This window comes from Acidihalobacter yilgarnensis, assembly GCF_001753245.1.
In the GTDB taxonomy this organism is placed as follows: domain Bacteria; phylum Pseudomonadota; class Gammaproteobacteria; order DSM-5130; family Acidihalobacteraceae; genus Acidihalobacter; species Acidihalobacter yilgarnensis.
In genome coordinates, this window is record NZ_CP017415.1 from 1,092,298 (window position 1) to 1,118,189 (window position 25,892).

Genomic DNA, 25,892 nt, shown 5'->3' on the forward strand with positions numbered 1-25,892 from the left:
ATGAGCCTGCAACTCAATCAGATCGTACCCGATTTCAACATCGATTCTACGGAAGGGCCGATTCGCTTCCATGACTGGATGGAGGAGGACTGGGCGGTGCTGTTCTCGCATCCGGCGGATTACACGCCGGTGTGCACCACCGAGCTGGGCGAGGCCTCGCGCCTGCAGCCAGAGTTCGCAGCGCGTGGCGTGAAATTGATTGGCCTGTCGGTTGACGCACTGGAGGATCATCACGGCTGGGCCGACGATATCCGTGCAACCCAAGGGCATGCCCTGAACTTCCCGCTCATCGCCGATAGTGACGGCGTCGTCGCGGATCGCTATGGCATGGTGCATCCGGAGGCCGACGCCAAGCTGACGGTGCGTACGGTATTCGTCATCGATCCGCGCAAGCGTTTGCGTCTGAGTTTCACCTATCCGCCTGCGGTGGGACGCAACTTCGATGAGATCCTACGCGTTGTCGATGCGCTGCAGACCGCTGATCGCGCGCAAGTGGCCACACCGGTGAATTGGAGGCCGGGCGAGCCGGTGATCATTCCACCGTCGATATCCGACGAGCGCGCACGCACGCTGTTCCCGCAAGGTTGGGATGCGCCACGCCCCTATTTGCGCTACACGCACCTGCCGAACTGAAAATGGATTGGTATCCCGTATTCTGGAATCTGCGAGGACATCCGGTTCTCGTCGTGGGCGGCGGCCGGGTGGCGGCGCGCAAGGTGGCTGCACTGTTACGTGCGGGTGCGACGGTCAGCGTGGCCGCTGAGGGTGTGTGCGGCCAGTTGCGGGATGCATACGAGGCGGGCCGGATCGCGTATCTCGCCGGTGCCTACGTGGCCGAGGTTCTGCGTGGGCAGCGTCTGGTAATCGCTGCCACGGACGACCCGTCGATCAATCATCGCATCGCATGGGATGCACGCGATGCGGGCATCCCCGTGAATGTAGTGGATGATCCAGAGCACTGCGACTTTATTCTGCCGGCCGTTGTCGACCGTTCGCCCCTGCTGATCGCGATCTCGTCCGGCGGCCGAGCGCCGATGCTCGTGCGTCATCTCAAGACGTACCTGGAGGCCCGGCTGCCGCGCGCCCTGGCGAATTTGACCGAGCAGATGGGGCGCCTGCGAGGATGCGTCAAGGCCCGTTTGCCGACGCCGGCTGCGCGGCGTGCCTTCTGGGAACACGTGCTGGGAGGCTCCGAGCTGGTCCAGATCGACGCGCAACGGATGCGCGATGTCCGGCGAAACCTGGTACGGCATGCGGAGGCGCCAGACACGGCAAGTGGTCCGCCGTTGGTTGCGCTGGTGGGGGCGGGTCCAGGTGATCCGGATCTGCTGACGCTCAAGGCGCTGCAACTCATTCAGGGTTGCGACGTGGTGCTGCACGATGCATTGGTGTCTGCGTCGATCCTGGCGCTCGTGCGTCCCGAAGCGGAGCGCGTGTTCGTCGGCAAGCGTGCCGGCGGCGTGCACACACCTCAGGCGGAAATAGAGCGGCGGATGATTGCCTATGCCCGCCGTGGTTTGCGTGTGGTGCGCCTCAAGGGCGGCGATCCGATGATTTTCGGCCGTGGCGGCGAGGAGATGCAGGCCCTGGAGCAGGCGGGCATTCCATTCGAGGTGGTGCCAGGGATCAGTGCCGCCAATGGCTGCGCTGCCTATGCGGGCATTCCGCTGACCCATCGCCGGCATGCGCATACGCTGGTGATGACCTCCGGTTGCATCCATCCCGATGGCAGCGAGCACGATTGGTCCGTACTGGCGCGGCGCCGTCAAACGCTGGTGTTCTATATGCCGCTGCGTGAGCTCGACCTGATCTGCAAACAGCTAGTCGCACACGGCCTGCCGTCCGATTGGCCGGCGATGCTGATCTTCGAAGGGACCGCTCCCGCGCAGCGTGTGCTGCGTGGGACTCTGATGTCCTTGCCAAGACTCGCCACGGCAGATGGCATGGTGTCGCCTGCCGTCCTAGTGGTCGGCGAGGTCACCGCCTTGGCTGATCGCCTGGATGAAGATGGCACGCCATCGCCGATTACCGGCGATGCACGTGAGCGGCGCGATACGGTGTATGCACTGCTTTGAACCTTAACCCAATATTCGGATAGCCCTCTCATGAGCAGCAATACCAGCACCTCTACACTCATCGCCCCACATGGCGGCCGCCTGATCGACCGTGTCGAACCATCCACGACGCATGCGGACGCTATGCATCAAGCCGAAACACTGCCGTGCCTGACCTTGACTGCGCGTCAGCTGGCCGATCTGGAGTGTCTCGCCACTGGCATCTATTCGCCTTTGGAGGGATTCATGGACGCGGGCGATTATCACAGCGTGCTGGAATCGATGCGCTTAGCCGATGGCACGTTGTGGCCGATCCCGGTGGTCTTTGACGTGGATGCCCAGGATTTGGCGCGGATCGGTGCGGCAGCGGAGATCGCCCTGGTTTGGGCAGGCCATATCGTGGGGACCCTGCAAATTGCCGCTCGCTACTCCGCGGACAAGGCGCGGGAGGCACGCGCGGTTTACGGTACGGAAGAGCCAGCGCATCCAGGTGTGTCTGCCCTGCGTGCATTGGGCGACGTCTATCTGGCCGGGCCGGTGCGTTTACTCGAACCCTCGCTACACGGCAGCTTTGACCGCTATCGGTACACGCCGTTACGAAGCCGGGCCGAGTTTATCCGTCGCGGCTGGCGCCGGGTGGCGGCCTTCCAGACCCGGAACCCCATTCATCGCGCCCATGAGTATTTGCAGAAGGTAGCGCTGGAGCATGTCGATGGCCTGTTCGTGCACCCGCTGGTGGGTATGACCAAGTCTGACGACATTCCCGCCGAGCTGCGGATACGCAGCTACGAGGTGATTCTGGAGCGTTACTATCCGCTTGAACACACGCTGCTGGGGGTGTTCCCGGCAGCCATGCGCTACGCCGGGCCGCGCGAGGCGCTGATGCATGCGATCGCGCGCCAGAACTACGGTTGCAGTCACTTCATCGTGGGGCGCGACCACGCCGGGGTGGGCGGCTACTACGGCACCTACGATGCCCAGCGGATCTTCGAGGGTTTGACTTCGGCGGATTTGGGTATCACGCCGCTACCTTTTGAGAACGCAGCCTACTGCCCGAGTTGCTCACAGATGGCTACACGCAAAACCTGCCCGCATCCCGAAACCAACTGGGTACAGTTGTCGGGTTCTCGCGTGCGTGAAATGTTGCGCCAGGGCATCCGTCCTCCCGCCGAATTCACGCGTCCCGAAGTGGCCGACCTGCTCATGCTACAAGCCGGCTGCCTCGAGGGGTGAGAGTGTGTTTGTGGGGATGGGCGCGCGCTAGTCGACAGCGCTCCTTGGCGGACGTCTTGAGGCCTTCCAGGCACTTGTGCGGCGCTTGATATAGTTCTGGCAGGATTTGGCGGTACGCAGCATGGGCATTTCATGATGGCTGCCGCCATGCTCGTCAGGTACATCGAGCTGTGAGACCAGCTCAGCGAAGACTCGCTCGAGGTGTGTGGGCACATTGGCCGCGGGGTGCTTCCCAGCGGGAGGGGGCACGCTGATGCCGGCGAGTGGGTCGTCGTCGCGCGGTTCGGCAAGGGTGAGGACGCCGCCGATATCGGGAGCGGCGGCGTCGCGACGGGTCAGTGGCGGGAGATGCCAGCGGCGTTCGATGGTTTTGAGGATCGAGGTGTGGTCTAGCGGCATCTCATGTTCAGCTACGCGGAACACCGTGCCGGGAGGGATCAACGGTGAGACGAGCACGGTGGGTACGCGGACGCCAAAGCGGCCGAAATCGAATCCGTACTCGCCGATGCTGTCGTCGGGTGCTACCGCGTGCGTCGGCGGCGCGACGTGGTCATAGCATCCGCCATGCTCGTCATAAGTGATGATCAAGAGTGTTCGTTGCCAGGCGGGACTGTTGCGCAGGGCGTAGTAGACATCGTGTATCAATTGTTCGCCTAGAGCGACATCGTAGTTGGGGTGCTGACTGTTGCCTGTGGCACCCCAACTAGGTTCCAGAAAGCTGAAGGCGGACAGCTTGCCGGTCTTGGCCGCGGTCTTGAAGTCGGAGAATTGGCCGAAATGTCGATCTTCGGCATGGGTGATGTCGGCGAAGGTATAGCGCGTTAGGGGTTCGGCATTGTAGCCGTATACGGACCAGTCGATGCCTGCATCAGAGAGTCGACCGAACACGGTGGGGCAGGTGAAATATTTCGTATCGTCGTTCATGTGTCCCTGTGAAGTGGCCGCACAGGCGAAGGCACGATTGGGCAGGGTTTCGGTGGGGGCCGAGCTGTACCAATGATCGCAGACCGCATAGCCTCGCGCGAGCCCGGAGAGCACGGGTAACGTCGCTGAGGTGAACATGCCCATGATGTTGTCGGCCTGCGTGCCCGGCAAGATCGAACGATGTTCGCGAGCCTCCCATCCCAAGGTGTATGCGTAATCCGTGACAAAGCCTCGGTTCGTGGCGATAGGGGGTGTCGGCGCCTGTCGGTGGCCGAAGAGCTGTGAGTTGGTAGCAGCGAAGCCTTCGCCGGGGTCGGCCCCAGGCATGAAATAGACATGCTCGTGTGAGCGCTCGATTGGAAAGGCGGGAACCGCACGCCCTTCGCCATCCGAATTGTCTTCGTGTCCGGTCAATCCCTCGAAGTCATGGCCGGCGGGGAGATATTGTTATTATCGGCATAGAGATAGCCGAGCATGTGGTCAAAGGACCGATTTTCCAACATGAGTACGACGACGTGGTCGATGGCATCGAGTCGGTCGTGAGTTGTCGTTGCTGCTGTTTGGTGGCCCGCTAGTGATTGAGCCAGCGTCCGTCCGCGTGGTACGCCCAGACCGGCGCAGGCATTCCACCCTGTCGTGGCGTTGTAGCCGATATCGGTACCTGAGGGGATGTTGTTTCCAGAGGTGACGGGGCGAAGTAGATTCGGTTGTTCATAGAGGCGGGGCAGAAAAAATCCCAATGAGTTTTTCGCCTGTTGATTGATCAATGCAGTCAGACCGGCCCAGAAAGGCGCTACCGCGCTGGTGCCACCCACGGTGGTCATGTTGCCTTGGACTACGATGAGATAGCCGGTCGAGGGCGCCGCGTCGGCAGCGACATCCGGTACGCCACGTCCACTGCGGCCGCTGTTGAGATTGGCGGGCATGGACAGATTTTTTTGGAATGTGGGTACGCCAAACACTTCACTGATACCACCCCCGGTGCCACGTCGGCCATTGTTCCATACGACTTCGTCGGTGATGACGCCGTGCTTGAGGGTGATCGCGGTACCGCCACAGCCAACGACCCAAGGGCTGGAGGCTGGGAAATCGACATGTGCCCTCCCGTCGTTGATGCCGTCCGTGGCGAGATTGTCACCGGCGGCAGCGAAGACCGAGACGCCCAGCGTCGCGGCATCCTTGAGCACGCTGTTCATCGCCTGCAGCGCCTGAGGACTCCAGTTGACCTCGGCGCTTCCCCAGCTGATGGAAATCACGCTGGGTGAATTCGTTCGGTCATGGGCTGCAGCACTGATGGCATTCACGAAGCCTGCATCCGTATTGGGCGTGAAATAGACGGCGATGCGAGCACCTGGGGCAATACCGCCCGCGACTTGGATATCAAGCGCGACTTCGCCGTCGGCTCCTTGGTTGGGATTGGGCTGATTCACACCATGATCGACGGAGATCGATACGACATTCGGCGGTGGGAGCCCCATGGCTCGGAATGCGACTTGTGTATCCGAATCGAGATATCCGCCGCCCAGCTCGACCAAGCCGATGCATTGGCCCATGCCGGTAACGTCGGTGGGGACATCGTATAAGGCACCGATTGCGTTCGGGAGATGACCCGGCATTGATGCAGCGTCGTGCAAGGGGACGATATGCCGAGGCTCCGCGATCGGCCTTGTGTCGAGCCCGAGCACAGCTTCGGTGACGGCGGCGACCTCTTCAGGTACCCACAAGGGGCCGCTACGCGCCCGGAATGAGTGCGTGCCGTCGTGATAGTGCTCAAGCCGGGTACGGAAGGCTGCCTCGATGCCTTGTGTCGTGCCAGAGATGCGAATCAGGCGCCTACCGGGTTCGACAGTGATGACGCTTAGCCCTGCTTCGCGTGTGAAATCGACAATGCGGCGTATCTCTGTTTGATAGGCTTCCGCGCGTCGTTTATCGAGGCCTTCGCGAGTTTCTCTGCCATGGCTAACGGCTTCGTGAGGTTGGGGTTTGAGATAGAGGCTGATCTCGATGAATTCACCGGGCGACACATGCGCGAGGCGTGTCGCCGCAGGTACGGTCTTGTGACTGCCGGGCAATTCGATGTAGGAACGGATGGCCATCAGTTACCTCCCGATTGAGCCCAGCGGCATCTCGCCGATGGACGGTGTGGGTGATTGTTTGGCGTCGACTCCGTGAAACTGAGATGTGCGGGTTGTGTCCATTCAAGCCGCTGAGGTCCGCGTGAAGGGGAGCGGCGATGGCCGACACATCACGCATCCTAGCCACTCTGAGTTGGATGGCAATGTGTCGCCACAAGGCGTCAAATCGGGGGGGTATTGGGGCTTGTGCTAAATCGGTCTGCCTTCAGCTCGAAGGGGATGTCGTTGGCCGCAGGTTTTCCTGTCAGTAGGCGCTGGCTTTCTGACGATGGCCAAGCTTTGCCCCCGATTCAATGACGACGACGAATCTCCGGACAGAAAATTTCGCGTACGTGGTGGATGAGTTCCAGCGTACGGTTATGACCGACACGGTAGAAGTGCCGGTTGCCTCGACGACGGCGTGAGACGAGCCCTCCGCCTAGTAGGATGCCAAGGTGTTGCGAGATATTGGTCTGTGTGGTTCCGACGAGATCGAGCAACTCTTTGACGCTGTATTCCTCGTCGCCCAGCGCGCACAGCAGTTTGAGGCGCATCGGATGCGCCATTGACTTGAGTACTCTGGCGGCGAGTTCCAGATCCTCTGGGCGATCTGCGAGTGCTTGTTCGTGCCAGTACATATCGTGTGTTGCGGTTGAACTGAATTGAGACATCGCATCCTTCCCAGGGTACCGCTGGCCCGGAAAGTTCGCTTGGGGCGATGACCCGGTGTCCAGACTTAATGTGTGGATTAAGAGTTCTTGTGAGCAAAAATAACACATCGCCGTACCGACGCGGCAGTGCCGTGCGCAAATAAAAATAAGTAAATCTAATCACAACGCGATGGGCAATGTTTTGTAGTTTATTGATCTGAGTCAAATATAAACCATCTTAAGTATGCGTGAATAGACGTCGGATACCCGTATAGACCACCTCAATGGATGGGTTACGACTGGGAAGTGGGTACGTCGTTTGGGAGGGGGCGTGGCGGTGGTAGCAGTGATGCCGCCTAGGCTGTCCTCAAATATTGGTGGGGCAGGCATGCTCTAAGCGCCACCAAAGTCATAACCATCTGTTATAAAAGAATAATTATATGTTGTGTGGGTCTTGGTGACTTGTTGAATGTTGCCATGCTGATGGGTGTTCAAAAAAAACGGTTTTGAATGAATCGATCCAGAGGAGAGATGTAAAAATGAGCGTCCCCGCGCACAATCATGCCCTACCGCACCTGCATATTCCCAGCCTGCACTTCATTATTCCGCATACGATCGGCTTACCCGCCTGGTGGTGGATGGGGACCTATATGCTGGTTCCTTGGAGCTGCTTTTTGGTGGTTCTGTTCTGGTTCTATCGCAATGCTCGCAAGGAGGAAGAACTCAGGATCCAGCATGTGGAAGATGATCTGAGCTGAATTCCTCGCAGTGACGATGGGTCAATACCCCATTGAAGAGTCGCACGTTCATTGTGGCGATAGCGCGTGAGCGTGCGACTCATATAAGGGATACGCGCGAGGATGAGGCTGAATCGGCGTCTTACACGTGCGTTTACCCAAAGGCGCGATACATTGGGCGTCGTTGCCTAGGTTATGTCACAGCCAGGCGATAAGGCGGACGCGTATGCGGGTGCAGCAGCGCGCGAATCTACGGGATCAAACCTTTGTTCGCCATCTGGATAATCTATCTAATGCCGCCTTTTCTATACCATCAGGTCTGCCGGCCAGGAACCAAGTCACTGAAAGGGTCGATATATAGGTGAAGGCGCCAACAGCAACCATGGAAATCAGCGCGAAGAACGCATCGGGCATGGGTGAGATCCCCTCTCTATGGAAGGGGAGTGTCAGTAATGCCACTGACATGGCGAGGGCAGAAATCACGGGTCTGAGGGCGGAAAGTGCGATTTTGACCATACTCAGGCCGATGTAGTGGCGCAACAGTAATGCACTCAGCGGAAGTGTAGCGATTGAAGTAATCAGTAGGGCCAGTGCGGCGCCTGAAACGCCGTAGTGTCGAGATAAAAAATACACCAGTGGAATTAGTATGAGGGCCCTTAATCCTGAAATTATGGCGTCTATATTGGGTTTATTTAGCGCAAAAAAAACATAGCCAAAATTGGATTGCAACGATATGAAGAGACCCGAAATGGAGATGATCTCGACAATGGGGATCGCAGGTAGCCATTTTTCACCCAATACGACTTGTACGAGTGGTTTTGCAACGAAATAGAGACCGATGCTGACGGGTATGGCGACGGTGGCAATGACGTTATAGATGTAAAGAATGGTTTTTTTGAGTGCGTCGTGTTGAGTTGCCAGTTTGGCGTACCCAGGGTATGCCGCTCTGTTGATTGTTGATGTGAGTTCCTGGGAAGGCATGTTGGCAATGTCTGAACCCACTGTGAATATGCCTAACGGCAATGTTCCTAGCATCTTGCCAATGATGAGTTCGGTGCTCTTATTGTTGATGAAGTAAAATAGATTTTTCAACATCAGCCATGAGGAAAATCTGAACAGCGATCGTCGTTCGCTTAAGGTAATGTGGGGACGGTAAGGCGCAAGGTAATAACCCATGAAGAATAGTGTAAGTCGTGTTGCGATGAAGCCTGCCAGAAGCGCCCAATAGTTTTTGAACAGAAAAGCAGAAGTTATCGTAACCACCACGCCTACAATTTTTCCAGATAGAGTTAGGGCGAAGTCGTACTTAAATCTGAAGTGCTTCTGAAAATCGACGGTTTTGATGCTGTTTAGACCGGTGAGTACGAAGCCACCGGCAAGTACATAAAGGATATCGGTAAGCGCGGGTGTCTCATAAAATCTTGAAATAGCAGGGGCTGCGATGATCAATGCGACGGCTGCAACAGTAAAATACAAAGCGTTGAAGGTCCACGCGGTATCGTAATGGGCTTGAGTTGGCGCCGGGTGCTGGATGATGACTGTATCGAAGTCGAATGACCCCAGTAGTTGAAGAAATCCGATGAATACCATACCCAAGGCCACCAGGCCGAAATCATGCGGTGTGAGGAGTCTTGCAAGTACCAAGGTGCTGACCAGTCCAATGGACCTTGCTGATAATCTGGCGAGCGCGGTCCAGAGGGCACCATTCGCAATGCTGCTGAGTATTCGATTGGTCACGGGTTTGTTTTTTCTGTGCTGGTCGAGGTGTCGGGAGATTGAAAAGGGTTTTGATCGCGCCTATCGCCATCGATTTTTCTTATAGTGATGCTTGCCCTCACGTACGGGTGCAGACGGAGTTCGTGCGTTCTATATCCAGCGATAACTGCGCGGCAAGATTGTCGCACAGTTTGGTATATAACGATTTCATATCGCCTGTCATTCCACGGACTGCGTCTTGCAATGTAATGCTGTAAGCCGCGCGAGAGCCATGGTAGTCGATCAAGGGCGCTTCTTGCCGGAATACGATACCGAAACGTGTCAGCATGCGAGCCAGTCTAGGTTGCATCATGGCGCAGGCATGTGCTTCATCCAGCGCGTAAATCTCGCCCAGAGCGATTACCGACAGATAAAGGGCAAGCGAGACTAGCGGGAATGTCCTGAGTTCGATCTCTGAAGTTGGCGGCTTAGTCGTTTCCAGGCCTAGCGGAGATAAGCGTTCTCCTGCCCGTCGCCTGAATTGGGGCGAGACCGCCAATCGTGAGATCTCGAACAAGGTCTCGCGTGGAATTTTGCCAAGATCGGGTTTCTTGACGTGACTGTCGTAGGCAAGTTCCAGTGGAAGAAATTCCCCAGGGCCGAGAGAATCAGCGCAGACGACGCGCACGCAGCCCGCGATTGTCCCGCTGGGAATGTGTTCGGCATACAGGTGCGTGGCACGTGGGTCGAATACATCGCATTCACGTTCTCCTGGACAATCCTCTTCGCGTTCATATTGGAATTCACGACAGTAAACTAACCAGCGTAAATGCTGGATCCGTTCAACTTCGCCCGGTGTGCGTGCCATGTGGATGGCGAAATATTTCAGGAACTCAAGCGGCATGATGTTCCCCCTTCTGGCCCGATGCACGACTGGCCCTGTTGCAAGCCTTTTTGTCGGTTTGTGTTAATTGTCCCCGTATTGTTGAGCATACACTCAAGCGCGGTAATTCGCCCGGCATGGCATGCATGCGGTTACGGCATATACCCGAGCGCCTCAAGTTTTAGCAGGATGAGTTGCACAATTGCCTCCGGTGAGGCATCGGTAGTATCCAGTTTCAGATCGGGTGACTCCGGTTCCTCATAGGGATCGTCTATCCCTGTAAAATCCTTTATTAAGCCAGCGCGCGCCTTGGCATAAAGACCCTTGCGATCACGTGCTTCGCAGATACTTAATGGCGTTGCCACATGGATCTCTACAAAACCGCCAACGGCTTCAATCATTTGCCTGACTTCACGCCTGGTGGCGGTGTATGGCGCGATGGGTGCGCAAATCGCTATCCCACGATTTTTGGTGATCTCGCTTGCTACGAAGCCGATCCTGCTGACATTGAGATCACGATGTTCCTTGGAGAAACCGAGTTCACTCGAGAGGTGGGTTCTGACAATATCACCATCGAGCAGAGAAACCGGCCGGCCGCCAACTTCCATCAATTTGACGAGTAAGGCATTCGCTAATGTGGATTTGCCAGATCCTGATAGTCCGGTAAAAAACACGGTAAAGCCTTGAGCATATCGAGGTGGATATGTCCGTCTGAGTTCGGTGACGATCTCTGGATACGTGAACCAGTCTGGAATATCCAAACCCTCGCGAAGTCGGCGTCTCAATTCAGTGCCGGATATTGAGCGTACAGTTTCATCAGGGAGGATTTCATCACTGGGCGCATATTCCGAGCGCTCCTCGACGTACACCATGGCTTGGAACGGAATCATGTGTATGCCGAGTTCCTCCTGATGTTTGTACATGAGGTCCTGTGCATCGTAGGTGCCATAAATTTCATTACCCAGGCTATCGCACCCCGGGCTGGCGTGATCGCGGCCCACGATAAAATGGCTGCATCCATAATTGCGTCGGATGATGGCATGCCAAAGCGCCTCACGCGGGCCCGCCATGCGCATAGCAAGCGGTAACAACGATAGCATCGTGGTTTGCTCTGGGAAGCGATGCAATGCATGTTCGTAGCACCGTACGCGAGTGTAATGATCGACATCGCCGGGTTTGGTCATACCCACAACGGGATGAAGCAGAAGATTGGCTTCAGCTTGCTGGGCTGCTCTGAAAGTCAATTCAACATGCGCCCTGTGCATAGGATTGCGCGTCTGGAAAGCGACTACGCGTTGCCAGCCTCTACGTATGAATTCATTGCGAAGTTGTTCGGGTGTGTAGCGTGATTGACGGAAATCGTAGTGAGGCGGCGGCGTGACACCGCTTAAGGTTCCGCCTATGTAGGTTTCATTGGTACGGTGATAAAGATGGTCTACGCCTGGGTGTGCCTGGTCCTGCGTGCCATATACGCAGTCGGCCTCGATTTTTTTGTCTGCGACCCAGCGCGTGGAAACCTTCATGTGGGCAATCAATAGACCTTCGGCATTCCGCAACTCAATCGACTCGCCAATTTCGATCGACGCTGCAAATTCTGACGTGACATCCAGTGTCAGTGGCATGGGCCAGAGTGTGTGGTCCATTAGCCTCATTTCATGGAGTACGCGATTGTAATCATCCTCATTCATAAAGCCACTTAGGGGTGAAAAAGCCCCATTGAGCAATAATTCCGTATCACATAGCTGGCGTGCGCTCAGTACCCACGAATGGCGTAGCGCTACCATGGGTTCCGGTGAGGTTTGGTATAGGTTTTTAAGCGTGCCGCCATATGGGGTGATCAATTGAATCATTGCCGAACTCCTTTGGCTGGCTGGAGACATTTACTAGACGGCCTTGTTTGACGTGATGGCGCGATTAAGTTGCGTGCCTGTCTTCGTTTAAAGGACATGTCCGTATTCAGGTTTCGGAACGCGCCATGCGTTTCAGTTTCCGCCTGGCGATAACCAAAACCAGGCGTTGTATCGGATTTCGATTGCCGCCGGGACGCCAGGTATGTACGAGGCGTTGCCGGTAAGCGTCAAACTGTAAACCGTGTGGTGCAACTGAAACCGGGCCGCGTTTGAGTAACAACTTCAAGGCGGCTGTCGAGGCGATTCCGGCGCAGAGCTCACAGGCCATTGGAGTAGAAGGGCCGCGTTGTTCCTTGAAATTCACCGCGTTGGGGTCTGCCAGATAGCCCTGATGAAGGATTCTGGGGGCGAGGCCTATTAGGAATCTCAGGAGCTGCTCTTCGTAGGGTTGTCCTTCGAGTTGGAAATAGTCCTCGAACGACATGCTTTTCGGCGAAAAAACCAGGAGACCAGCTCCCATGCCGAGCGGTGCTGCAGTGATCGCTGGAATACCGCGTTCTTGGCAAGCGGCGAATACGGCGCGACGTATGCCGACTTCGAAAAAATCCAGGCCATCGACATAGAGGTCGACGTCATTCAGGAAATCATCGAGATTGTCGAGGGACACGCCTTCGGGATGTGGGGTGATCTGAGTATTCGGATTGATATCCTGTGCGAGCCGAGAGATGACGTCGAGCTTCGCTTGTCCCAGCGTGGAGTGGAAGGCGCCGGCCTGACGATTCATATTGACTTGTGCGAAGGTGTCCATGTCGGCCAGACTGAATCGCTGTATGCCGAGTCTCGCAAGCGTGAGGACGTGTGAGCCGCCGACGCCGCCCAAACCGGCGACGGCGATTTTTTTGTCCTTGAGTATGTTGCGTTCCGATTGGGTGATCCACCCGATCGTACGAGAAAAAGCTTCGTCGTAACTATGGTTGTCCAATTGGATGGCCCCGCGAGCTGAAAAACAAATCCTAGCGGACAACGGAAGAAAAGGCGCCTACAAAGACGCCTTTGGCGTTGAAGTCGATTCGAATGATGCTTAACGACCAGAATTCACCGCGCAATAGGGGTGATATTGATCATTTTGTCCATCGGACTCGATAGGTCGGCCATACTAAATTATTTATGCAAATATCGAGCCTACTGTTGATGATGTGGGTGGTGTTTTTATAAGTTGTTGTTATATTGGCGGTATTTAAAGGGATGCGTCTCTATCATCGATACGGGTGTGTTGTCTCGATCCTGGATTTGTAAATATTTCCGACGATCCCTGCTTATTTTGAGGACAGCAGTGCGATCATTGGACGAGATGAGTGGTCCAGCCGTAAAAAATCTCGACACTATTCAGTCGGTTGAGTATGGGTCAGTTGTTGCGATGATGGAGTCGTACCGGGAGGTTATCGGTAGCGGGTGGCCGACTTGTCGCGGGCGTAAGGATTTGTATCCGTTGCGAGTGCGGCAAGGCTGTCTCTGTCGTTGTGGGCATTTGGATTGGATGTCGGGCCGTTCAGTTGGCGCTCTCCGCGTGGTAGCGGGCGAGTAGGCCGCTACGCACGGCGTGACGATAGACATACAGGAAGTAGGCGGTGGCCGCTACGATATACAACGCAGCAAGCGCGAAACTCCACATCAACGTGATTAGTGGGAAATGGGCGCCGGCGGCCAGGGCGCGGATGCCGTCGAAGACGTATGCAGGTGGTAGCAGACGGCCAATAGCCTGCATCCAGGTCGGTAGCGTGCTCAAGGGATAAAAAACCCCGGCGAAGGGTGAAATCACAGCTGGGATGGGCCAGATCAGCCATTCGGAGGCGGGGCCTAGACGCAGTACCAGCGCGCTACAGAAGATGCCCAGCGCGATGCCGAACAGGAACAGAATGGCCAAGAATGGGATCAACAGCAGGCCATAGGCCAGAAATGAGAGTCCAAAGATCGTGCTCGCCATGACCATCATCAATGCGAGACCCAGGGCGCTGGTCACAATGCTGGTCAGCACCAATCCGCTGACATATTCGGGATGCTCAGTGGTGTGGCGAACAGATTAAGGAAATTACGCGCCCAGATGTCCTCGAAGAAGGCTGCAGTCATGCCGAGCATCACGCGTGTGAAAAAGTCCCAGAGCAGGACTGCGCCCAGTAGGCGGGGCACGAAGTCAAGACCGCTGCCTGAGATCTGATTGAGGTAGCGCGTAAAGAACCCCCACAGCACCATATCGACGCCGACCCAGATGAAAATAGGCAGTATGCGTGCAGGGCTGCCGCGCATGATGTAGAACTGACGCAACGCGATGGCGGCGATACGCTGTAGATTCATGAAGTCGTCGATCCGAAGGCGAGCGGCTCGCGCGCGATGTGTATGAACAGATCTTCAAGGGTTTCACGTCCATGCGCTCGCGGTAAGGCGCGTGGGTCGCCCTCCAATAGGATGCGTCCGCGGGCAAGAAACAGGACCCGGTCGCAAACTTCGGCCACCTCATACATATTGTGCGAGGTCCACAACACACCACAATGTCGGCGATCCGCAAAGGCACGCAGGCGCGCACGGATGTCGTGCGCGCTGGCGGGGTCCAGCGAGGCGGTAGGTTCGTCGAGCAGCAGCAGTTGCGGCTCGTTGAGCATGGCCTTGGCCAAAGCAACCCGAGTCTGTTCGCCGGAGGAAAGTACGCCACATTTTTGGCCGCGGTAGCGCTCGAGATCGAATTCGGCGATCAGCGATTCGATTCTGGCGCCCAGATTGTCCACGCCATAGAGCATGCCGAATATTTTGAGATTCTGATAAACCGTCATGTTGCCGGGTAGCGGCGCGTAGATCGCGGCGAAATTGGTGCGCGATAACGCTTGCTGACGCTCGGTGGCGAGATTGGCTCCCTCAATCAAGATTGCACCGGCCGTCGGTTCGAGGATGCCAAGGATCATATTGATGATGGTCGTCTTGCCCGCGCCATTGGGGCCTAGGAGGCCGACGATTTCGTTGTGCTTGACCTCTAACCCGACGCCGTCCACGGCTACGGTAGTGCCGTACTGTTTGCGTAACGCATGCACGATTAATGCGGGCGCTGGGTCACTAAGGGGCTGGGTGCTTGTGATCAAGAGGGGAATCTCGTGCGTGCTGCGATGTTTGTATGCAGGGGGTCACAGTCCATGTGCAAGATACGGCGCCTCGTCAGCTGTGCAGACTGGGCTCTCGATTCGCAGTGGCGTGAGGTATCCCCATATTCGGCGGTAGTGCAATCGCCCGCAGCCCTTGCGTGGCCAGGTGATCAAGCAGCAGTGGCAGTACTTCGAGTGCAAGAGGCGGCGTGTCTTTACCGCTACGGGTGTCGTGAAGCAACAGGATATCGCCGGGCGTGAGCCCTTGGATCAGGCGCTGATATACCCGGTGTGGATCGCGCAAGATGCGATCGTAACCGCGTCGGGTCCAGGCGACGTGTGTCAGATCGAGCCGGCGCAACACTCCGGCGAGGAGCGGGCTGCGAAACCCCATAGGGGCGCGGAAATATCGCGGTATCTGGCCGCCGGTCTCGCTCAGTACGCGTTGTGCGGCCAGGATATCCCCAAGTAGCGCGCCAGCACCGAAGGCTGCAAACGCGGGAGCGTGGCGGTCGCTGTGATTTTCCACGCTGTGTCCGCGCCGTAGGATCTCACGGATCAGCTCGGGATGACGCGCGGCCTTTTGGCCGACGCAGAAGAAGCTTGCGTGGGCATCGTAGCGCTCAAGAATATCCAAAATCAGCGGCGTGACGGTTGGGTCCGGGCCGTCGTCAAAGGTCAGGGCGACGGCGCCCTGCGCGGCATCCTCATTCGGTAGCCGCGCGAAATTTGGACCCAGCAGGCGGCAGCGTGGACAGAGCACAAGGGCGAACATGATTAGCAGATTGAGGCTCAGGATGGAGAGTCCTTCGCGCCAATCGATCACACCCAGCCACACGGCCAACCCATTCAGGGTTTGGACACATAACGTAATCTGGTGTGCAGCAACCATGCGTTGTGGCAAAAAGGTGGCGGGCAAGGGCGTGATCGGTCGGGCCATATCACCGTGTCGACGTGGATTGAGCTTGGATGTTGCCTATGCGTGTCGCGCCTGTCGAGGGGTTGGTGTAAAGACTGCGCTCGACGTTGCGTTCCGGTTAACCTCGAAGAGAATGCTGGGAGGGATTGATGGGTCTGTATGAAATACCCCTAACTACGATTGATGGACGAACTTGTACCTTGTCGCGTTATCGCGGGAGGGTGTTGCTGATTGTCAACGTCGCCAGTCGCTGCCTGTTCACACCTCAATACGCCGCCCTGGAGACGCTTCATCGACGCTATGTCGATGCCGGTCTGAGCATACTGGGCTTCCCCTGTGATCAATTCGGGCATCAGGAGCCTGGCGGTGAGGCGGAAATTGCTGATTTTTGTGCGGCCCGCTATGCGGTGACTTTTCCAATGTTCGCCAAGATCGAGGTGAACGGGGAGAGCGCCCATGCGCTATATCGCTTGCTGACGGCGGCGGCGCCCGGTTGGTGGGGCGTGGAACGCATCCGTTGGAATTTCACCAAATTTCTGGTTGATCGAGAGGGACGCGTCTATAGCCGGCATGCGCCACAGACCGCGCCCCGACGGCTGGAACGCGGCATCAGGCGCTTGCTCGGCTAGAGAGGGTGTCGGTCGGTGGCGCGGGGCTACCTAACCTTGATGTGGTGCCATCAAGGCATGGATTTTCTTGCTGAGCATTTCCATGGTGGCCTTACGCTCGGCGGGTGCCATGGCCATGAGTTTTTTGTGGAAGGCTTGTTCACGCTTGAGGGCAACCGGCGTCGTGTGCGTGGTGCCGCCAGCGATCATCCCGCAGACGCCCTGAGGTACCAGGATAAAGGCATTGGGGTCGCGGGATTTGGGGTCGGTGCCGGCGCAGGAGCCAGTGGCGGTCTTGCATGCATTCTTGTGAGCGGCGTTGACGCCAAAGCATTTGACCATCTTCGGCGCGTCGGCGTGGGCGACGATCGGTGAGAGTAGTGGCGCGGCGGCCACGAGGCTACCGAGGGCGAGGCGAACGGCCTGATGCATATGTTTCATCGAGTGATTCCTCATGATTACCGCTAGGAGTGCCAAGGTAGACCGTTTACTGAGCACGCAGTTCCACAACCTGAAATTGTGTTGTCATCTAGAGCGGGCATAATCCACATGCTGTCGCGTGACTGGCCACGTGGTGGTGGAAATTCGATACTTTCCTCCTTATAAGCCCCGCACAGGGATGTGTGGGGCTTTTTTTGTCTCGCGTTCAGGCGATCGGGATGGCATCGGTGCAGGCCGCGCCGGGACAGGGCAGTACCTCGACCGTGAGGTGTCCAAGTCCGGGAACTCCGGAGAGCAGCCCCTTGTAGTGGTCGGCAGGCCGGGGCGTATGGGTTACCACCGAGAGGATGCAGGCCTGCGCCTTGGGGCCTACTCGCCAGACATGCAGATCGGTTACCCGGTTGTCGGCATCTGCCTCGATGAGCGTGCGCACGCGCGCTTGCAGTGGGCGGGTGTCCTCTGCATCCAGTAGCACGGCACCGGAGTCGCGTAGCAACCCGATGGACCAGCGCGCTATCAGGATCGAGCCTACGATACCCATCAGCGGGTCCATCCATATCCAGCCAAAGTACTTGGCAGACAGCAGGGCGACGATCGCCAGCAACGAGGTGATCGCGTCGGCGGCTACGTGCAGATAAGCCGCGCGCAAATTGTGATCATGATGGCGCTCGGATTGTGAGTGGGCATGCGCATCGTGTTCGTGGTGCATCACTTCAGCATGCTCATGCTCATGCCCGTGCCCGTGCCCGTGCCCGTGCCCGTGGTGATCGTGGTGATCGTGGTGATCGTCGAGTACTAGCGCGCTGGCCAAGTTGACCACAAAGCCAAGTACTGCAACCCAAATGGCCTCATTGAGGATCACGTTGACCGGGTTGAGTAATCTATCGATGGACTCCAAGGCCATCAGCAAAGCGACGATGGCAAGGCTGACCGCGCTGGTGAAGCCGGCTAGCGAATTAACCTTGCCCGTGCCGAAGCTGAAGCGCGGGTCATGCGCATGCCGGCGCGAAAAGCCATAGGCGAAGGCAGCGATACCCAGGGCAGCGGCGTGCGAACCCATATGCCAGCCGTCCGCGGTGAGCGCCATTGAGTGAGTGAAGTAGCCGGTCACCAGTTCGACCGCCATCGTGATCAGCGTGATTGCGATGACGATATAGGTTCGGCGTTCGGAGGCTTGCGAGCCGGTCAGACCGAAACTGTGGCTGTGCCCTAGCTGTTGCAGCGTTTCGGCGTGAGTGTGCATGGCGGTCTCCGTGGCGATCTGCCACACGGTCAATGTGAGGATGGCAAAGGGGGTGTTGGCGCCGATTATCCGGTTGCCGCGATGTGCGTCAATCAGCTTTAGCGAGTTTCGGCGGCATTACCGATCAAAATCTTGAGGCCATACCGCAGGGTGATCGTTACGCCTAATCCGACGAAGATGCCGGCAAGGACATCGGCGGGGAAGTGTTGCCCAAGATTGATGCGTGATAGTCCGACCCAGACGATGAATAGGACTCCGAAAGTGCGTAGGGGACGGTTTAGCTGGGGCCAAAGACTGGCGATCAGCGTCGCCGCGAATGCGGCATGCCCACTCGGCAGGCTGTGATCGCGTGCGGCGTGTCCGATTACCTGTATCGCCTCGGGCGGGAACACGGCAATCGGCCGAGGATAGTCCGCAAGAGCCTTGAGCCAGCCGATGAGTCCGATTTCAACCGTATAGGCCAGTGCGAATACGGCAATCACCAGTAGCCAGCCTCGCGCTTGCTCCAGTGCCTGACGGCTGAGGCTGTACCGGCTTGCGCCAATTACCGCGATCAGCGAGGCCAAGGCCAGATAGATCGGAAAGCGCTGGTGCGCGCCGAGGCTGGACCCGGTCAGCATGATACGGTCGACCCATTCGCCATGGATGTTATTGATGGCGTGGAACAGCCAGATGTTCGCACCGCCCCAATCGTAAAGCGCGTATTTGAGCGTCATGGTTTCAGAGTATCGCCAGGCCGGCGAGACCGAGACCGCCCAGCGCCGCCGCGCCGGCAACGTAGAACAGCCAGCGCTTGCGTGTGAGGGCCGTAATCGAGGCCAGCGAGATGGCGATCTGGATCAGGCTGATCGACTGCTCCGAGCGGTGTAGTGGGCGCATTAGCGCCTGGCTTTGCTTGTCGGCCTGATGCGATTTGGCATCGAGGGTTTCGGCCTGGGTCTTGATCTCGATTTTCTGCTTTTCGTATTTGGCGACCTGTTCGCGGTAATGGACCTGTTTGCCGCCGCCGACGATATCGGCAGCGAGTTCCATCAGATGACCCTTGGTGCTTTTGGCCTGGTAGTAATTCCATTGATCCGAGGCCTTGGTGGATTCGAGCACCGCCTCATTCTTGAGCATCATCGCCTCGTTTTGCGTGGCGCTGACGTGGTAGCTGACTACGGCGCCCAAGGTGGCAAGCACCGCTGTGAAAATGGCCACGTACTGTGATAGGCCTGGCCCCTCGTGTTGTGCACGATGTTCGAGTTCGTGTTCGTGCGGACCGTGGACATGAAAGCCGTCGTTGGGCATGGGATATTGCGCTCCTGGCGCGATGCGGTGGAGGAGAAAGCGGCGGCCTATATTATGCGGCTGTGTTGATGACGGCGAGACCTTCGTCGATGCGATGGCATACGTTTTTCGCGGCTATTGCAACTCCTGGGATGGCGGGACTATGATCTGCATGCCCCATTCCCAGGCACGTCTTCATGCGCTGCCGCACCAAGCGGCCCGCCCGCCAGGCGCAAGGTTCCGATCCCCTCTTTTATATCCCTTCACTGAGCGGGAGGCTCGCGTGGTGAATGGTCCATTCCGGCTGTACTGAAGTCGCCGTTCATGGCGATCTGATTCCCCTGGATTTGCTCGCCGATCTCCCTGTTCATCTAGGGCGATGGCCAAGTTTGCTCGTCCCGCGGATATCCGCTGTTTCCCCGCCCAGTTGTGCAGAGGTTCGCCATGTCACTGACGCCATCACCTGAATTGCCCGGTCCCCTTTTCCCCGCGCACGCTCCGGCCTTGCTGCAGCGTTTGCGTGAATTTCTCCTCGGCGGTCTCGTCCTCGCGTTGTTGTGCAGTATCGGCTACACGCTGGCGCATCCGGTCATGCGCAGTATCGGCCATCACCAGTGGTTGCAACCACTGGTCTATTTGCTGTTGATCTGGGCCAGCCTGGAGCTGGCGCTGTTGTTGCTTAAGACTGGACTCTGGTTCCGTTACCGGCCCGTCGCGTCTGCCATGCTTGCGACCGCGCCACGATTGACCGTAATCATTCCCGCCTATAACGAAGGTGCGATGGTGGAGCAATCCATCGATTCGGTGGCCTCCGCGGCGTATCCGCATGAGCGCCTGGAAATTCTGGTCGTCGACGACGGCAGTCGTGACGATACCTGGTTTTACATCGAGCGCGCCGCAGCACGTTATCCCGGCCTGGTCGTACCGATTCGCTTTACGGAAAATTGCGGCAAGCGGGCTGCGCTACTTGAGGGTTTCCGCCGCGCATGCGGCGAGGTGATCGTAACCATCGATTCGGATAGCGTGATCGATGTGGGGACGTTACTGGCCCTGGTGGCGCCGTTTACCGACGCACGCGTTGGCGCCGTGGCAGGCAAGGTGGTGGTGCACAATCGCGATGCGGGGGCAATTCCGAGGATGTTGCAAGTGGCCTATATCCTGTCCTTCGATTATCTGCGCGCGGCGCAATCGGGTTACCGGACCGTCTATTGCTGTCCGGGTGCCTTGGCGGCTTACCGTGCGTCGGCTGTCCATGAGGTTCTCGACGAATGGATGGGACAAACCTTCTGGGGCAGCGTATGCACCTATGGCGAGGATCGTGCGATGACCAATTACCTGCTCGCGCGCGGTTACGACACGCTTTACCAGAGCACGGCCGTGGTGCATACCGTGGTGCCGACCACCTACCGCAGATTGTGCAAAATGTTCCTGCGCTGGGATCGTAGCTTCATCCGCGAGGAGATTCGCCTCGCGGGCATCGTGTGGCGCCGGCCGCCCGTCGCCCGGCTGATCACACTGTTCGATCGCGTAGTCACCGACGTGCGTTTCCCTCTGCGTTATCTGGGTACCGGGCTGGCCGGATTGATGGTGATGGACGAGCCCGCCGCGCTAGGGTCGTTGTTCCTTGGCAGTACGATGTTCAGCATGTTGTATGCGGTGTACTACCTGCGTAGCGAGCGTTCATGGAACGTTCTGTTTGGCGTGGTCTACAGCTACTACAGCGCACTGGCCTTGTGGTGGATTCTGCCTTATGCGGCCATGACCTTGCGCGCCAAGTCCTGGATGACCCGGTAGGCCGGTCTTGTAGCGGCATGCATCCAATGGACGTATGTCGCTACAAGGGCTGGTAGTTGACTCGGCCGGCGTATTAATGATGCACTTGGGGTTTGCCCGATAAGAATTACTTTAGTGCGCCAAAAAGTCCTTCCGCAGGTTGGTCTGCTGTTGCTATTGATTGCCGCTGTGGTGGGCTACGGCGCCAGTTCCTGGCAGGCTGCCCGCCGCCACATTCGTCACGATCTCGATCGTAGGACTCAGTTACAGGCCGAGCTGCTCAGTGACGCCTTGATGCGCTGGACCGCCGAGTTTCGAGCGCTGGGTTTCAGCTTGGAGGCCAACGACGATCTCGACGCGCTGACCCGCACACTGAACCTTTACCACTCAGAGCATGCCGACGCGCCGCTGCCGATGTATATCTTTGCACCGAGTCCGGAGCGCCTGCTTGGCGGTGAGCCGGTTGAGGCGCCAAATGCGGCCTCGGCATTGGTTTTGCGTGCGCAGCGCCTGTGTGCGGGCAGCCGTCACAATCGCTTGGTGCTCAGCCCGAGCACGCGTCGCTTGCGTGGGCAGCCGTCGATTATGGCGTGTTTGCGACTGCGCGACGCTGATGGGGTGCCTTTGATCGACATTCTCGGTCGGCTGCACTGGCCGCCAGTTTCAATACTGCAGGCGCGCCGCCTCACGATCAATCCACTCAATGCGACGACCGCACTGGCCTGGATCAAACCGGATGAGGGAGATGGAGGGGCCCGTTTGGCCTGGCTCGACAACGCATTGCCGGGGTTTGAGGGGGTGCTGCGAACGGCGGATCGCGCGGGCTCTGGACATTATGCCCAGGACGGTGTGCAACATGCCTGGGTTCGCCTATCCGATTGGCCCATGATCGTGGTTTCCTCGCTGAGCGAACGCCAGGTTTGGCATGTCTGGCTGCGGCGAGGCGGGGCCGGTGTGAGTGCCGGACTGTTGCTGCTGTTAACCGCCATCTTGGCCTTCGCTGCGCTACGTTCTATCCGGTTGGCGCGTTCTGAAGGGCGTTTACGGCAGTACTATGGTGCGCTCAAGGACATCAATCAAAGCCTGATGATGCTGCCTCAGCCGGGGGTGCTTTATCAGAGCGTGTGTACCTTGCTCGTCGATCGAACCGAACTGCCGGTTGCCTGGGTCGGCTTGCAGCAAGGCGACCGAGTGAATGTGATCGCCTCGGCCGGCCCCGCCCATGCCTATGTGGATGGATTGTCGTTCGCGCCGGAAGCGGATAAGCCGGAGGGCTTGGGTCCAACCGGACGCGCGCTGCGCTCGGGCAGTACGGTGGTGGTGGCGGATTTGTGCGACGACCCTCAGTTCAGCATGTGGGCCTCGCGCGCCAGACGATATGGTTTGCGCAGCTCCGTAGCAGTGCCATTCGGCAGTGGTAACGGTACTCGCGGCGTGCTGGCCGCCTATTCGACGCGTAAGGGTTTCTTCAGTCAGGATATCGTGGATTTACTCGAGCAACTCGCGCGAGACATCGAACTGGGGCTTAGCCAGTATGCGCGAGTGGCCGAAATTACGCGTTTGAGTCAGCATGACCCGCTGACCGGTCTGCCGAATCGGACCTACTTTATGGACAATCTGGAGCGATCGCTGGTACGCGTGCAGCGAAGCGAGCGCCTGATCGCAATCGGCATCCTGGACCTTGACGATTTCAAGGGCATCAACGATGTCCTGGGGCACGTCGCCGGCGACGAGCTGCTCAAGCATCTGGCCGGTCAACTACCCAAGGCCTTACGTCAGGGCGACATGGTTGCCCGGCTGGGTGGCGACGAATTCGGCATTTTTTTGGAGGGCGTGACCGGCGTGTCGGAGATTGAGGCCATAGCCGAACGTATCCTGTCGACCGTGCGCCGACCGGTCCTGTTGTCGGAGGGGGAGTATGAGCTGTCATCGGATGCAAGTCTCGGACTGACACTTTATCCATTGGATGACGGTGACGCGGCCGATTTGTTGCGTCATGCCGACGAAGCCCTGTATGCGGCGAAAGGGGCTGGTCGGCACCGCTGGCATTTATTCGATCATGGATTGGAGGTGGCTTCACGTCAGCGTTACCACGTTCATCATCACTTGCCGGAGGCAATTGCGAGTGGACATATCGTGTTCCACTACCAGCCGCAGGTGGATATGGAGACGGGGCGTGTGATCGGGGCCGAGGCGCTGGCGCGTTGGATCGATCCCGAGAAGGGGTTGTGGAGCCCGGCCGTGTTCATGCCCATGATCGAAAGCGACACGCGTCTAGCCAGGGCGCTGGGGCGCCACGCGCTGGCCGAGGCTGCGCGAGCGGTGTCTCGTTGGCATGCAGACGAACGGGGCCTGCGTCTGTCGGTGAACGTCTGCGCGCGCCATTTATTGCATGTGGCCTTTCTGGACGATCTGGACGAGGTGCTGGCACGTTACCCCGAGGCCGCACGTGTACTGACGTTGGAACTGACCGAAACCGCAGCTCTGGCCGATCTGGATGAAAGTGCCCGCGTACTTGCCGACGTTCGTGCCCGTGGATTACGGGTCGCGCTCGACGATTTCGGTAGTGGTTATGCCTCGCTGCAATACGTGCGACATCTACCGCTCGATGAAATTAAGCTGGACCTACAGTTCGTGCAGGACATGGAAGCCGATACCGAGGCCTTCGCGGTTGGATACGCGGCGCTGGAGTTGGCCGAGCTCAGGGGCGCGCAAGTCGTGGCTGAAGGCGTTGAGATCGAACGTACTGCTTGCCTCTGGCGTCGCCTCGGCGGCAGGCTCGCACAGGGATATTTGTTCGCCAAGCCGATGGCCGAGCAGGCTTGGCTGGATTGGGTTGCCTCGTTTGGTAGCGAACCCCGATTCCTCGAAATTCCGCGCTGGCGACCAAGCATGTCGCATCTGCCGCTACTGCAGGCCTTGCCACGGCATGCAGGACTCAAGCGCCTATTGGGCACGCAGGCGGACAGCGAAGGAGTGGATGGTTACGGACATTTTTCCCGGGTATTGGACAGCTGGGATAGCAAGCACTGTCCTTTGACCGCTTGGTTGGATGCTGCGGGGCCGCTTCACGGTATCTCCCTCGGCGAGCTTGAGTCGGCGCACGAACGCCTGCACGCCACAGCGCTGAACCGGCTGGCCCGACATGAGCCATTGGAAGCGCATTTGGAAGCCAGTTGGGAGCGCTTCATCCATGCGCTGGACGATGTGATTGCCCAAATGGATTTGAATCACACGGCTTGATTCTTTGTTGGGCCGGTTTTTTTGGTCCGAACATTGCAAGCATTGCCTTAATGCCGGCGTGACGATGCGCCGATGGCCCCCTGAGTCGCGCTCGGCACACACGTTTATCGTGGTCAGTTTTTCCCTTGGGGGGGCTCAGGCATGAATCAACGTGGTCGCTTGCGCGTGATGCTGTTCGATAAGTCGGCAGGTCGTGCGGCCATCCTGGAACAGGCGCTCAAAGACCAGGGCTGCGAGGTCGTTGCCCGGCTGGGCGATGGCGACGACGTCTTCAAACGGGTGCAGGAATTGCAGCCGGACATCGTGTTCGTGGACATGGACATCCCGGATCGCGACACCCTCGAATCCATGCGCTTGATCAACCGTGAAATTCCGCGTCCCGTGGTGATGTTCGCCGCCCAAAGCGACGGCGCAACGATCGAAGAAGCAGTGCGGGCAGGCGTCAGTGCCTACATCGTCGATGGGCTCAGCCCGAATCGCTTGAAGCCCATTATGGAAGTTGCGATCGCGCGTTTCCGTGAGTTCCAGGCGTTGCGCAACGAGCTTGAGCTGACCCGTAACAAACTGGCGGATCGCCGCGATATCGACAAGGCCAAGGGTGTGCTCATGCGCCAGAAAGGGCTTTCGGAAGAGGACGCATACGCTGCGCTACGCAAGTTGGCGATGGACCGTAATCAGAAGCTAGGGGATGTGGCCCGGATGCTGCTGGCAGCGGCTGAATTGCTCGGCTGAGCGCACCACATCGGGGCGACGATCCTGGCTGGAGCACCAATATGGAGCCGAAAATCCAGTCGTGCCGCCCAGAAAAAACATCGTTCCCCCTGATCCCGTCAAGCTTGCGAACCTCTTTCTGCCACTGGTACGGGTTTTGCTTATCAAGCTACTGAGCATGATCGGGCCAACGACGGGCCGGTAGCTTCCAAGAGTCAATGCAGACTCTTAATCAAAGACAACGGCGTCACCCAGACGAAGCAGCAATCGTCGGGGCCGCCGTTTTTTTTGCGCCGAGATAACCGTTGGAGGCTGTGATGCGGCGGGTTGAAGGCAGTACTCGCCCGGTCAGCAGGTTGCACAGACGTGGCGGCCGACTTGAATCGGGCGTCGGCACCACACCGACTTGAACGCTCT

General features: G+C 58.0%; 23 protein-coding genes. 8 read left to right on the plus strand and 15 right to left on the minus strand.

Annotation, left to right across the window (positions count from 1 at the left end; translation table 11 throughout):
- Genes BI364_RS05145 through sat form a run of 3 tightly spaced genes read left to right on the plus strand, consistent with a single transcriptional unit; the run spans nucleotide 1 to nucleotide 3,287 of the window.
- Nucleotides 1-633 carry a peroxiredoxin gene (locus BI364_RS05145; RefSeq protein ID WP_070077829.1) on the plus strand — a complete coding sequence of 211 codons (633 nt, stop codon included), beginning with the start codon at nucleotides 1-3 and terminating at the stop codon, nucleotides 631-633.
- Between the two features lie 2 nt (nucleotides 634-635).
- On the plus strand, nucleotides 636-2,075 hold the full coding sequence (cysG, locus tag BI364_RS05150; protein WP_070077830.1) for a siroheme synthase CysG: 1,440 nt from the start codon (nucleotides 636-638) through the stop codon (nucleotides 2,073-2,075).
- Nucleotides 2,076-2,105: 30 nt separating this feature from the next.
- Nucleotides 2,106-3,287 carry a sulfate adenylyltransferase gene (gene sat / locus BI364_RS05155; protein WP_070077831.1) on the plus strand — a complete coding sequence of 394 codons (1,182 nt, stop codon included), beginning with the start codon at nucleotides 2,106-2,108 and terminating at the stop codon, nucleotides 3,285-3,287.
- A gap of 27 nt (nucleotides 3,288-3,314) precedes the next feature.
- Here the strand turns inward: sat and BI364_RS05160 are convergent, their stop codons facing one another.
- The 3 genes from BI364_RS05160 to BI364_RS05165 all read right to left on the minus strand — a co-directional run bounded on the left by BI364_RS05160 (nucleotide 3,315) and on the right by BI364_RS05165 (nucleotide 6,996).
- Nucleotides 3,315-4,625 carry an alkaline phosphatase family protein gene (locus BI364_RS05160; RefSeq protein WP_197495885.1) on the minus strand — a complete coding sequence of 437 codons (1,311 nt, stop codon included), beginning with the start codon at nucleotides 4,623-4,625 and terminating at the stop codon, nucleotides 3,315-3,317.
- Complete coding sequence (locus BI364_RS18240) at nucleotides 4,622-6,307, minus strand: S53 family peptidase (RefSeq protein ID WP_197495886.1); 1,686 nt, start codon at nucleotides 6,305-6,307, stop codon at nucleotides 4,622-4,624. Before BI364_RS18240 ends, BI364_RS05160 begins: the two co-directional genes overlap by 4 nt.
- 329 nt (nucleotides 6,308-6,636) lie before the next feature.
- Nucleotides 6,637-6,996 (minus strand): ArsR/SmtB family transcription factor, encoded by a 360-nt coding sequence (locus tag BI364_RS05165; protein WP_407639334.1) that lies wholly within the window; start codon nucleotides 6,994-6,996, stop codon nucleotides 6,637-6,639.
- 518 nt (nucleotides 6,997-7,514) lie between these two features.
- Here BI364_RS05165 and BI364_RS05170 point away from each other — a divergent pair.
- Nucleotides 7,515-7,733, plus strand: coding sequence for a hypothetical protein (locus tag BI364_RS05170; RefSeq protein ID WP_070077833.1), 219 nt, complete (start codon nucleotides 7,515-7,517; stop codon nucleotides 7,731-7,733).
- 237 nt (nucleotides 7,734-7,970) lie between these two features.
- Here the strand turns inward: BI364_RS05170 and BI364_RS05175 are convergent, their stop codons facing one another.
- The 8 genes from BI364_RS05175 to BI364_RS05205 all read right to left on the minus strand — a co-directional run bounded on the left by BI364_RS05175 (nucleotide 7,971) and on the right by BI364_RS05205 (nucleotide 16,208).
- Nucleotides 7,971-9,449, minus strand: a complete 1,479-nt coding sequence (locus BI364_RS05175; RefSeq protein ID WP_083251176.1) for a lipopolysaccharide biosynthesis protein — start codon at nucleotides 9,447-9,449, stop codon at nucleotides 7,971-7,973.
- 97 nt (nucleotides 9,450-9,546) lie between these two features.
- Complete coding sequence (locus tag BI364_RS05180; RefSeq protein ID WP_070077835.1) at nucleotides 9,547-10,311, minus strand: PEP-CTERM/exosortase system-associated acyltransferase; 765 nt, start codon at nucleotides 10,309-10,311, stop codon at nucleotides 9,547-9,549.
- Between the two features lie 131 nt (nucleotides 10,312-10,442).
- Entirely contained in the window at nucleotides 10,443-12,137 is a 1,695-nt protein-coding gene (locus BI364_RS05185; RefSeq protein WP_070079914.1) for a bifunctional sulfate adenylyltransferase/adenylylsulfate kinase, read from the minus strand.
- A gap of 109 nt (nucleotides 12,138-12,246) precedes the next feature.
- Nucleotides 12,247-13,122, minus strand: a complete 876-nt coding sequence (locus BI364_RS05190) for a ThiF family adenylyltransferase (protein WP_070077836.1) — start codon at nucleotides 13,120-13,122, stop codon at nucleotides 12,247-12,249.
- 567 nt (nucleotides 13,123-13,689) lie between these two features.
- Nucleotides 13,690-14,175, minus strand: coding sequence for an ABC transporter permease (locus tag BI364_RS18245; RefSeq protein WP_197495887.1), 486 nt, complete (start codon nucleotides 14,173-14,175; stop codon nucleotides 13,690-13,692).
- Nucleotides 14,169-14,492: a hypothetical protein gene (locus tag BI364_RS18250; RefSeq protein ID WP_197495888.1), complete on the minus strand. Its 324-nt coding sequence runs from the start codon at nucleotides 14,490-14,492 to the stop codon at nucleotides 14,169-14,171. Before BI364_RS18250 ends, BI364_RS18245 begins: the two co-directional genes overlap by 7 nt.
- Nucleotides 14,489-15,268: an ABC transporter ATP-binding protein gene (locus BI364_RS05200; protein WP_070077837.1), complete on the minus strand. Its 780-nt coding sequence runs from the start codon at nucleotides 15,266-15,268 to the stop codon at nucleotides 14,489-14,491. The genes BI364_RS18250 and BI364_RS05200 overlap by 4 nt, the downstream gene beginning before the upstream one ends.
- A gap of 73 nt (nucleotides 15,269-15,341) precedes the next feature.
- Nucleotides 15,342-16,208 (minus strand): polysaccharide deacetylase family protein, encoded by an 867-nt coding sequence (locus BI364_RS05205; protein WP_070077838.1) that lies wholly within the window; start codon nucleotides 16,206-16,208, stop codon nucleotides 15,342-15,344.
- A gap of 128 nt (nucleotides 16,209-16,336) precedes the next feature.
- On the opposite strand from BI364_RS05205, the gene BI364_RS05210 reads away from it, so the two are divergent.
- A complete protein-coding gene (locus BI364_RS05210; RefSeq protein WP_070077839.1) occupies nucleotides 16,337-16,816 on the plus strand; it encodes a glutathione peroxidase in 480 nt (159 codons plus the stop codon).
- A 30-nt stretch (nucleotides 16,817-16,846) separates the two neighbouring features.
- Here BI364_RS05210 and BI364_RS05215 read toward each other — a convergent pair whose 3' ends face one another.
- The 4 genes from BI364_RS05215 to BI364_RS05230 all read right to left on the minus strand — a co-directional run bounded on the left by BI364_RS05215 (nucleotide 16,847) and on the right by BI364_RS05230 (nucleotide 19,769).
- On the minus strand, nucleotides 16,847-17,236 hold the full coding sequence (locus BI364_RS05215) for a BufA1 family periplasmic bufferin-type metallophore (RefSeq protein WP_070077840.1): 390 nt from the start codon (nucleotides 17,234-17,236) through the stop codon (nucleotides 16,847-16,849).
- Between the two features lie 205 nt (nucleotides 17,237-17,441).
- Nucleotides 17,442-18,479 carry a CDF family Co(II)/Ni(II) efflux transporter DmeF gene (gene dmeF, locus BI364_RS05220; protein WP_070079915.1) on the minus strand — a complete coding sequence of 346 codons (1,038 nt, stop codon included), beginning with the start codon at nucleotides 18,477-18,479 and terminating at the stop codon, nucleotides 17,442-17,444.
- 98 nt (nucleotides 18,480-18,577) lie between these two features.
- The gene (locus tag BI364_RS05225) at nucleotides 18,578-19,195 is read right to left on the minus strand and encodes a phosphatase PAP2 family protein (RefSeq protein ID WP_156782631.1); all 618 of its coding nucleotides are present in this window, start codon (nucleotides 19,193-19,195) and stop codon (nucleotides 18,578-18,580) included.
- Between the two features lie 4 nt (nucleotides 19,196-19,199).
- Nucleotides 19,200-19,769, minus strand: coding sequence for a DUF4337 domain-containing protein (locus BI364_RS05230; protein ID WP_070077842.1), 570 nt, complete (start codon nucleotides 19,767-19,769; stop codon nucleotides 19,200-19,202).
- A 423-nt stretch (nucleotides 19,770-20,192) separates the two neighbouring features.
- Between BI364_RS05230 and BI364_RS05235 the strand changes: the two genes are divergently transcribed.
- The 3 genes from BI364_RS05235 (at nucleotide 20,193) to BI364_RS05245 (ending at nucleotide 25,496) form a co-directional block, all read left to right on the plus strand.
- Nucleotides 20,193-21,542, plus strand: a complete 1,350-nt coding sequence (locus BI364_RS05235; RefSeq protein WP_070077843.1) for a glycosyltransferase — start codon at nucleotides 20,193-20,195, stop codon at nucleotides 21,540-21,542.
- A 114-nt stretch (nucleotides 21,543-21,656) separates the two neighbouring features.
- Nucleotides 21,657-24,764, plus strand: coding sequence for an EAL domain-containing protein (locus BI364_RS05240; protein ID WP_070077844.1), 3,108 nt, complete (start codon nucleotides 21,657-21,659; stop codon nucleotides 24,762-24,764).
- 141 nt (nucleotides 24,765-24,905) lie between these two features.
- Nucleotides 24,906-25,496 (plus strand): ANTAR domain-containing response regulator, encoded by a 591-nt coding sequence (locus tag BI364_RS05245; RefSeq protein WP_070077845.1) that lies wholly within the window; start codon nucleotides 24,906-24,908, stop codon nucleotides 25,494-25,496.
- Nucleotides 25,497-25,892 lie beyond the last annotated feature (396 nt).